The organism is Inquilinus limosus MP06, from assembly GCF_000767795.1.
GTDB classification, from domain to species: Bacteria; Pseudomonadota; Alphaproteobacteria; order DSM-16000; family Inquilinaceae; genus Inquilinus; species Inquilinus limosus_E.
On the sequence record NZ_JANX01000283.1, the window covers coordinates 1 to 7,752 of the forward strand.

Consider the following 7,752-nt stretch of genomic DNA (forward strand, 5'->3'; position numbering starts at 1 on the left):
AGGTTCATCGCCAGGATGGTCAGGCTCAGCGCCGCGCAGGGCCACAGCAGCAGCAGCGGCGCCTGCTCCATGGTGGCGCGGGCGCCGCGGATCATCAGGCCCCAGGACGGGGCAGGGGGCACCACGCCGAGGCCGAGGAAGGACAGGCCGCTTTCCAGCACCACCGCCGCGGCGACGGCCAGCGACAGCTGCACCAGCACCGGCCCGGCGATGTTCGGCAGCACCGTGCGCAGCAGGATGCGGCCGGTCGGCGCGCCCAGCGCCCGCACCGCCTCGACATAGTCGTGGCTGCGGGCCGACAGCACCTCCGCATAGGTGACCCGGGCGAAGCCGGGCAGGTACAGCACCGAAAGGACCAGGATCAGCGTGCTGGCGCCGGGGCCGAGCAGGGTGACGACCAGCAGCGCCAGCAGCACCGGCGGGAAGCACAGGATGACGTCCATGCTGCGCACCGCCAGCAGCTCGCCGAGGCCACGGAACCAGCCGCCGACCAGCCCGAGCAGGGTGCCGACGATACCGGCGATGGCGGCCGCGGCGAAGGCGACGCCCAGGCTGGTGCGCGCGCCCCAGATCAGGCGGGACAGGACGTCGCGGCCGAACTCGTCGCGCCCCAGCGGCGACCCGGGCATCGGCCCGGCCAGGCGCTGGGCGATGTCCTGCCTGACCGGGTCGGCCAGGCCCAGCCACGGCGCCAGCAGGGCCAGCAGGATGACGGCGGCGACCAGCGCGCCCGGGATCCAAAGCCGCTTCATGCCGCGCGGATCCGCGGGTCGAGGACGGCGTAGAGCAGGTCCATCGCCAGGTTGATCAGCAGGAACAGGCCCGAGACGGTGAGGACGATGCCGACCACCATCGGGTAGTCGCGCGCCTCGACCGCGTGCAGCAGCGGCGTCGACAGGCCGGGCCAGTTGAAGACGTACTCGACCAGCACCGTGCCGCCCAGCATCGTGCCCATCTGCAGGCCCAGTACGGTCAGCACCGGGCTCAGCGCGTTGCGCACGACGTGGCGCACCAGCACGCGGGCGGGGGACAGGCCCTTGGCCCGGGCGGTGCGGACATAGTCGCGCGACAGGGCGTCCAGCACCGAGGACCGCGTCATCCGGAACACGATGGCGGTCAGGCCCTTGGCGATGGCGATCGCCGGCAGGGCCAGCAGGGTCAGGTGCTGCAGCGGGTCCTGTGCCAGCGGCACGAAGCCGCCGGCCGGCATCAGCCGCAGCGCCTGGGCCAGCACCAGGATCAGCAGGGTGCCGACCACGAAGACCGGGACGGCCAGCAGCAGCGCCGCGAGGCCGGAGGCGATGCGATCGAAGGTGCCGCCGCGATGCGTCGCGGCGTAGGTGCCGGCCGGGATGCCGAAGATCACGGCCAGCAGCGCGCCGGCGCCGATCAGCTCCAGCGTGCGCGGCAGGCGCAGCGCGATCTCCTGCGCCACCGGATAGTCGTCGACCAGGGAGTTGCCGAGATCGCCCCGCGGTAGGCCGGACAGGAACTCGAAATACTGGTCGGACAGCGGCCGGTCGAGGCCGAGCCGCTCGCGCAGCTCGGCCACGGCGGCCGGGTCGGGCGCGACGCCGCCGGTCGACAGCAGCAGCTCCGCCGGGTCGCCGGGCACCATGTGCAGCGCCAGGAACACGATCGTGGCCACGATCCAGGCCAGCGCCAGCGAGGTCGCGATGCGGCGGAGGAGCCCGGCGATCATGCGAAGCTGGTCTCCTCCAGCGTGGCGCCGGAGAAGCCGGTGAGGGCGCCGGGCAGGTTGGTGAAGCCGGTGATGCGCCGGTCCAGGCCGTAGCCCTGCGACCGCCACGCCAGCCCGGCCAGCGGCACCTCCTCGAGGGCGGCGCGCTGCATCTCCTTGTAGATCTCGACGCGCTTGGCCTGGTCGAACTCGGCCCGGCCGCGGGCCAGCGCCTCGACCGTCCTCGGCGCCTTCAGCCCGAAGGAGCGGCCATGGGTCGGCGCCAGCGAGGTGTCGATCACCCCGGTCAGCCCGTCGGGATCGTTGTTGTCGGCGGACAGGCCGTGGATGGCGATGTCGTACTGGCCCTTGGTGCCGCGGGCGACGCGGGTCGACCAGTCCGGCAGCTGCAGCTCGCACTGGATGCCGATCGCGGCCAGGTGCTGCTGCACCACCTCGGCGGTGTCCTTGTGCATGCCGTATTGCGCGGTGGCCATCAGCGTGGTCTGGAAGCCGTCGGGGTGCCCGGCCTCGGCCAGCAACGCCTTGGCGCGGGCCGGGTCATAGGCCCAGCCATGTGCCAGCGCGTCGTCGTACCAGGGCGTGCCGGGGACGATCGGCAGCCCCGCCATCGGCTTGCCCCGGCCGAAGAAGGCGGCCTTGACGATGTCCTCCCGCTTCACCGCGAAGGCGACGGCCTGGCGCACGCGCGGGTCGTCGAAGGGCGGCCGGGTGGCGTTGAACAGCACGCACATGAACGGTCCCTCGACCGCGTCGAGCCTGAGCCGCGGATCGGATTCGACCGTGGCCATCGACTGCCAGGGGACGTATTCGATCATGTCGACATCGCCGCTCTGCAGGGCCGCGACGCGCAGGTTCTCATCCGCATAGACGGTGAACCGGATGCCCTTCAGCCTGGGAAAGCCGGGCTTGTAGAACTTGTCGAAGGCGGTGAGCTCGAGCGAGGTGCCGCGCTCCTGCCCGGTCAGGCGGAACGGCCCGGCGCCGATCGGCTCGCGCGCCGTCGAGTTCCGCGACAGCACGAAGGTGTTGTAGTTGGCGAACCAGGTCGGCAGCGTCGCCAGCGGCGTCTTGGTGACCAGGCGGACGGTCTGCGGATCGGGGGTCTCGATGCGCTCGATGCCCTGGAACTGGGTGCGCATATAGGCGGTCGAATTCTCAGCGGCGATCTGCTCGATCGACCATTTGACGTCGTCGGCGGTGACCGGGTCGCCGTTCTGGAAGACGCAGCCTGGGCGCAGCTTGAAGACCCAGGCGCCCTCGTCGTCGACCGACCAGGACTCCGCCAGCTCGCCGCGCAGCTGGCCCTTGCTGTCATAGGTGACCAGGCTGCGGTGCAGCATCAGCTTCACCGTGCCGGCGGCGGCGCCGGTGCTGACCCAGGGCTGCAGGTTGGGCGGAAAGGCCGACAGGCCGAAGCGCAGGATCCCGTCGGCCTGCTGGGCCCGGCCCGGCAGCGAGAGGAGCGGTAGCGACAGGCCGGCGCCCAGAAGCGCGCGGCGCGTCATGGTGATGCAGCGGCTACCCCCGACCATGGTGCCATCCCCTGTTTGTGGCGCGCGGGCGGCTTGGCCCGCGGCCGAGATGTCGATTTTTGCCCGATATCGCCGAGCTTTGTTTTTGACATCTATCCGGCTGAAAATTACATGTCAACTGACATGTGGGCGAGAGGGCGACGTCCGGTCATAGGGGCGAAGGCCACGAAAAGCCGCACGATCGTGCCATTTTTCGGGACAGCCGGGCTTTGAGCTTCCCGATAGAACGTGTAATCTTGCCTGCAAACAATCAGGCCGCCGCACGGCAAAGGGTTCCGGTGTCCCCACGTCCAAGACTGAGCGATATCCTCTATGGCGACATGCTGGGGCGCATTCAGCGCGGCCAGTTTCCGGGGGATGGCAAGCTGCCCTCCGAGAAGGAACTCAGCCAGAGCTTCGGCGTCTCCCGGCCGATCGTGCGCGAGGCCCTGCGCCGGCTGCGCGAGGAGGGGCTGATCCAGTCCCGGCAGGGCGCCGGCAGCTTCGTCGTCGGCGCCGCGGAGCCGCAGCCGGCCCGGCCGGTGAATGGGGCGCAGGGGATCCAGACGATCTCCGATGTCCGGCGCATCTACGAGTTCCGCATCGCGCTGGAGGGGGAGGTGGCCTATGCCGCCGCTTTGAACCGCAACGAGGCGCTGCTGGCCGCGGTGAAGAAGGAGCTCGACGCCATCGACCAGGCGATCCGGACCGGCAAGATCGGCGTCCAGCAGGACAGCGATTTCCACGCCGCGATCGCCCGGGCCACGCAGAACCAGTATTTCGAGGCGGCGCTGGCCGCGGTGCGGCCGCATCTCGACTATGTGATCGACCTGGCGCGCAGCTTCTCCGTGCTGCATTCGGCCGGGCACCTAGCCATGGTCCAGCGCGAGCACGCGGCGGTCTTCGAGGCGATCCGGGACGGCGACGCGGTCAAGGCGCGCGAGGCGATGCAGGCCCATATCCGCAACGCCCAGGAGCGCGTTTTCGACGGCATCCATCTCTAGCAGCCATCATGGGGGGCCGGCCGGGTTGCATGACAAGTGGGGCGAGGAGAACACGCCGCCGGCGCTTGCTCGTCATGGCGATGATGCGGCCATCCTGACGGCGCGGATGCGGCGTTCCGAAATTCTGTCTTGAAAATCAGGATCTTGATGTGGATGGCCGCCACCGCCTCCTTTCGGCTTGCCCAGAAAAAGGACAAGTTGACAGGTTGGGAATGACAACGCAAAGTCGGTGGATGGCGGCCACCGGCCGCCCGAATCCGCCATGCGGGGCGGGCCCGACCGGCAGGAAGGCCGGCCGTCGCCCGGGCCCGCGCCGGGAGAGCCTGCGCGAGTGAACGACACGGCCAGCCATCTGGATGCCCTGCGGGCGATGCTCGGAGAGCGCGGCCTGCTCGCGGCCCCCGACGACCTCTCCGCCTACGAGACCGGCGCCCGCTACGACCGCGGCCGGGCGGCCTTCGTCGCCCGCCCGGCGACGACGGCCGAGGCCTCCGCCGTCGTCGCGCATTGCGTGCGCCACGGCATCCGGCTGGTGCCCCAAGGCGGCAACACCGGTCTCGTCGCCGGCTCGACGCCGGATGCCGGCGGGGCGCAGGGCGTGCTCAGCCTGGACCGGTTCACCGGGCCGTTCGAGGTGGACGCCGCCAATCGCAGCGCCACCGTCGGCGCCGGCCTCCGCCTGTCCGCCCTCAACCAGGGGCTGGAGGCGCATGGGCTGGTCCTGCCGATCGACCTGGGGGCGGACCCGATGGTCGGCGGCATGGTCGCGACCAACACCGGCGGGGCGCGCTTCATCCGCTATGGCGACATGCGCCGGCATGTGCTGGGGCTGGAGGTGGTGCTGCCCGACGCCCAGGGCACCGTCCTCGACCTGATGCGACCGCTGCGCAAGAACAACACCGGGCTCGACCTCAAGCAGCTCTTCATCGGCACCGGCGGCGCCTACGGCCTGGTCACCCGCGCGGTGCTGGAGCTGCGCCGCCTGCCGCAGCAATCGGCCACGGCCATCCTGGTGCCGCGCGACGACGAGGCGGTGATGACGCTGCTGACCGCCTTCGAGGAGCGGGTCGGCGACCATCTGGCGGCGTTCGAGGGCATGTCCGGCGCCGCGGTCGAGCTGGCGCTGAAGCACCATGAGCGGCTGCGCAGCCCCTTCGCGCCGCATCCGCCGCCGCCCTTCTGCATCCTGGTCGAGATCGAGCGGTCCTGGGCCGCGCGGGACCAGGAACCATCGATCGACGTCCTGATGGAGCAGGTGCTGGCGGAAATCTGGGACCTGCCGGGCGGCCCGCTGGCCGATGCCATGCCGGGCCGCGGCTCCGACTTCTGGGCGCTGCGGCACGTGCTGAGCGAGAGCCTGGCGGCGGAGGGCAGGGTGGTGGCCTTCGACCTCGGCTTCGCGCGGGCCGATGTGATGCCGTTCCGCCGGGCGATGACCGAGGTGCTGGCGCAGCGGCACCCGGAGGCGCGGATCTGCGACTTCGGCCATGTCGGCGACGGCGGCGTGCATTTCAACCTGGTGCTGCCGCGCGACTCCGCCCTGGCGCGTGACCCGGCGCCGCTGCGTGAGCTGGTGTTCGGCGAGGCGGCCGGCCGTTTCGGCGGCAGCTTCAGCGCCGAGCACGGTATCGGCCGGGCCAACCTGGTCTTCTATGAGCGCCTCGTCGGCGACCGCGAGCGCGGGCTGGCCGGATCGATCCAGGATCTCGTCGCCCCCGGCGGCCTTGGGTCGGTGGATTTCCGCGCCGCGGCGCCGTCCGACGGATCTCCGTGACGCAAGGCGCCGCGCCCGCCGTCCGGTGAGGCTGCCACGGACGTCATGACAACGCTTCGATCGTCGGGATAGGCTCTGCGTCCCGGAAGGTCCGGCTGCGGCTGCTCCGGCGGTCCCGCGTCGTTCAGCCTTCCGGCTGTGGCATGCTTGTGGGCTATACAGGCCGATCGCGGCCGGCGGCCCCCGGCCATTCCGAACATGGGCGCACGACATGGCACGTCAGGACAGCGGACCGCCCGAACCCGACGCCTCGGGGGGAACGCGCGACCGGATCAAGGCGGTCGCCGCCGAGCTCTACGTCGTGAAGGGGCATGACGGCTTCAGCTTCGGCGACATCGCCGCGGTGATCGGGACCACGCGGGCGAACATCCACCATCACTTCGGCAGCAAGCAGCAGCTGATGCGGGAGCTGATCGAGGACATTGCCGCGAATGCCGTGGCGCGGATCGAGCGCTACTGGCGCGCCGGTACCGTCCCTTTCGACCAGCGGCTGTCGATGCAGCTCGACGACCTCCGCCGCTACTACCACCGCTTCAATCCCGGTGACCGCGACCGCAATGTCTGGAGCCCGCTGTCGCGCCTGCGCCACGACCTGCCGGCCCTCGGCGACGACGCGGTTGCGGCGCTGGAGCGGGTGAACCGGACCTATGACGCCTGCCTGCGGCACGCTGTGGGCGAGGCGGTGGCGGCCGGCCAGCTGCGGCGGGAGACGGATGTGGACGACGTCGTGCGGGTGCTGCGCGTCACCCTGCTGTCCTGTCCGCCGATGACCCAGGATGCGGGCCGGTTCGAGGAGATCGAGCTGCTGTTCCGCGCGCTCGGCCGGATGATCAGCGCGACCGGGGAGGGGGGCGCGCCGCCCATCCTGATCGTGCCGGAGGCGTGATCGAGACCGTTGACGGTACCTCCTCTCACTGTGTACTTACTTACATGTAAGTCAGTGTCGCGACGGATCCGAGAGCGCGACCATCGAGGGAGGCGGCAGGGATGCGGGACGAGCGCTTCGCGCAATTCGAGCTTCGGCCGTTCACCGGCGCGCTGGGGGCGGAGATCATCGGCGTCGACCTGAGGACGGCGGCCGAGGACACCTTCGCCGAGGTGCTGCGCGCCCTGCACGAATATCATGTGCTGGCGGTGCGCGATCAGGACCTGGAGCCGGCCACGCTGCAGCAGGTCGCCCGCCGCTTCGGGCCGTTCAGCGGCAACCCCGTGCACACCCCGATGGACGGGTTCGAGGATATCGTCCGCTTCGTGCGCGAGCCCGACGACACCGGCAAGGTGATCGGCGAGGACTGGCACATGGACCTGGCCTGGCTGGCGCGGCCGCCGGGGGTGACCATGCTGTATGGCGAGGAGATCCCGCCGGTCGGCGGCGACACCTGCTTCGCCAGCCTGGAGAAGGCCTACCAGTCGCTGTCGCCGCGGCTGGTCGCGATCCTGGAGGGGCTGACCGGCATCCACAGCGGGCGCGGCGTGTTCGCGATCAACGCGATGCAGAAGCGGCTCGGCGTCACCGCGGATGTCGAGGCGATCGAGAACGCGGCGGTCGAGCACCCGGTGATCTGCACCCATCCGGTGACCGGGCGGCGCTACGTCTTCGTCAGCAGCGTGCTGACCCATTTCAAGGGGATGACCGAGGAGGAAAGCCGGCCGCTGATCGACTTCCTGATGGCGCGGGCGACGCGGCCGGAGTTCCACTGCCGCCTGCGCTGGGCGCCGCGCACGCTGGGCATGTGGAACAACCCCTTCGTGCTGCAC

At 70.6% G+C, this 7,752-nt stretch carries 7 protein-coding genes; 4 read left to right on the forward strand and 3 right to left on the reverse strand.

Annotation, left to right across the window (positions count from 1 at the left end; genetic code table 11):
- The 3 genes from P409_RS20150 to P409_RS20160 all read right to left on the reverse strand — a co-directional run.
- Window positions 1–752 (reverse strand): ABC transporter permease (locus P409_RS20150; RefSeq protein ID WP_034842456.1); only part of this gene is annotated, 752 nt, incomplete at its 3' end.
- Entirely contained in the window at window positions 749–1,702 is a 954-nt protein-coding gene (locus P409_RS20155) for an ABC transporter permease (protein ID WP_034842459.1), read from the reverse strand. The genes P409_RS20155 and P409_RS20150, both read right to left, overlap by 4 nt.
- Complete coding sequence (locus P409_RS20160) at window positions 1,699–3,237, reverse strand: ABC transporter substrate-binding protein (RefSeq protein ID WP_052121007.1); 1,539 nt, start codon at window positions 3,235–3,237, stop codon at window positions 1,699–1,701. Before P409_RS20160 ends, P409_RS20155 begins: the two co-directional genes overlap by 4 nt.
- Window positions 3,238–3,557: 320 nt before the next feature.
- Between P409_RS20160 and P409_RS20165 the strand changes: the two genes are divergently transcribed.
- From P409_RS20165 to P409_RS20180, 4 genes are all read left to right on the forward strand, one after another.
- On the forward strand, window positions 3,558–4,220 hold the full coding sequence (locus P409_RS20165; RefSeq protein ID WP_052121009.1) for a FadR/GntR family transcriptional regulator: 663 nt from the start codon (window positions 3,558–3,560) through the stop codon (window positions 4,218–4,220).
- A 331-nt stretch (window positions 4,221–4,551) separates the two neighbouring features.
- Window positions 4,552–5,994, forward strand: coding sequence for an FAD-binding oxidoreductase (locus P409_RS20170; protein WP_034842467.1), 1,443 nt, complete (start codon window positions 4,552–4,554; stop codon window positions 5,992–5,994).
- Between the two features lie 211 nt (window positions 5,995–6,205).
- Window positions 6,206–6,880: a TetR/AcrR family transcriptional regulator gene (locus P409_RS36315; RefSeq protein WP_052121011.1), complete on the forward strand. Its 675-nt coding sequence runs from the start codon at window positions 6,206–6,208 to the stop codon at window positions 6,878–6,880.
- Window positions 6,881–6,981: 101 nt separating this feature from the next.
- The coding region (locus tag P409_RS20180) for a TauD/TfdA dioxygenase family protein (RefSeq protein WP_034842471.1) at window positions 6,982–7,752 on the forward strand (771 nt) is incomplete at its 3' end.

What these genes read in the sequence shown, in the direction of transcription:
- P409_RS20155 (WP_034842459.1), bottom strand. Translation starts at nt 1,702, where the DNA reads ATGATCGCCGGGCTCCTCCGCCGCATCGCGACCTCGCTGGCGCTGGCC.
- P409_RS20160 (WP_052121007.1), bottom strand. Translation starts at nt 3,237, where the DNA reads ATGGTCGGGGGTAGCCGCTGCATCACCATGACGCGCCGCGCGCTTCTG.
- P409_RS20165 (WP_052121009.1), top strand. Translation starts at nt 3,558, where the DNA reads ATGCTGGGGCGCATTCAGCGCGGCCAGTTTCCGGGGGATGGCAAGCTG.
- P409_RS36315 (WP_052121011.1), top strand. Translation starts at nt 6,206, where the DNA reads ATGGCACGTCAGGACAGCGGACCGCCCGAACCCGACGCCTCGGGGGGA.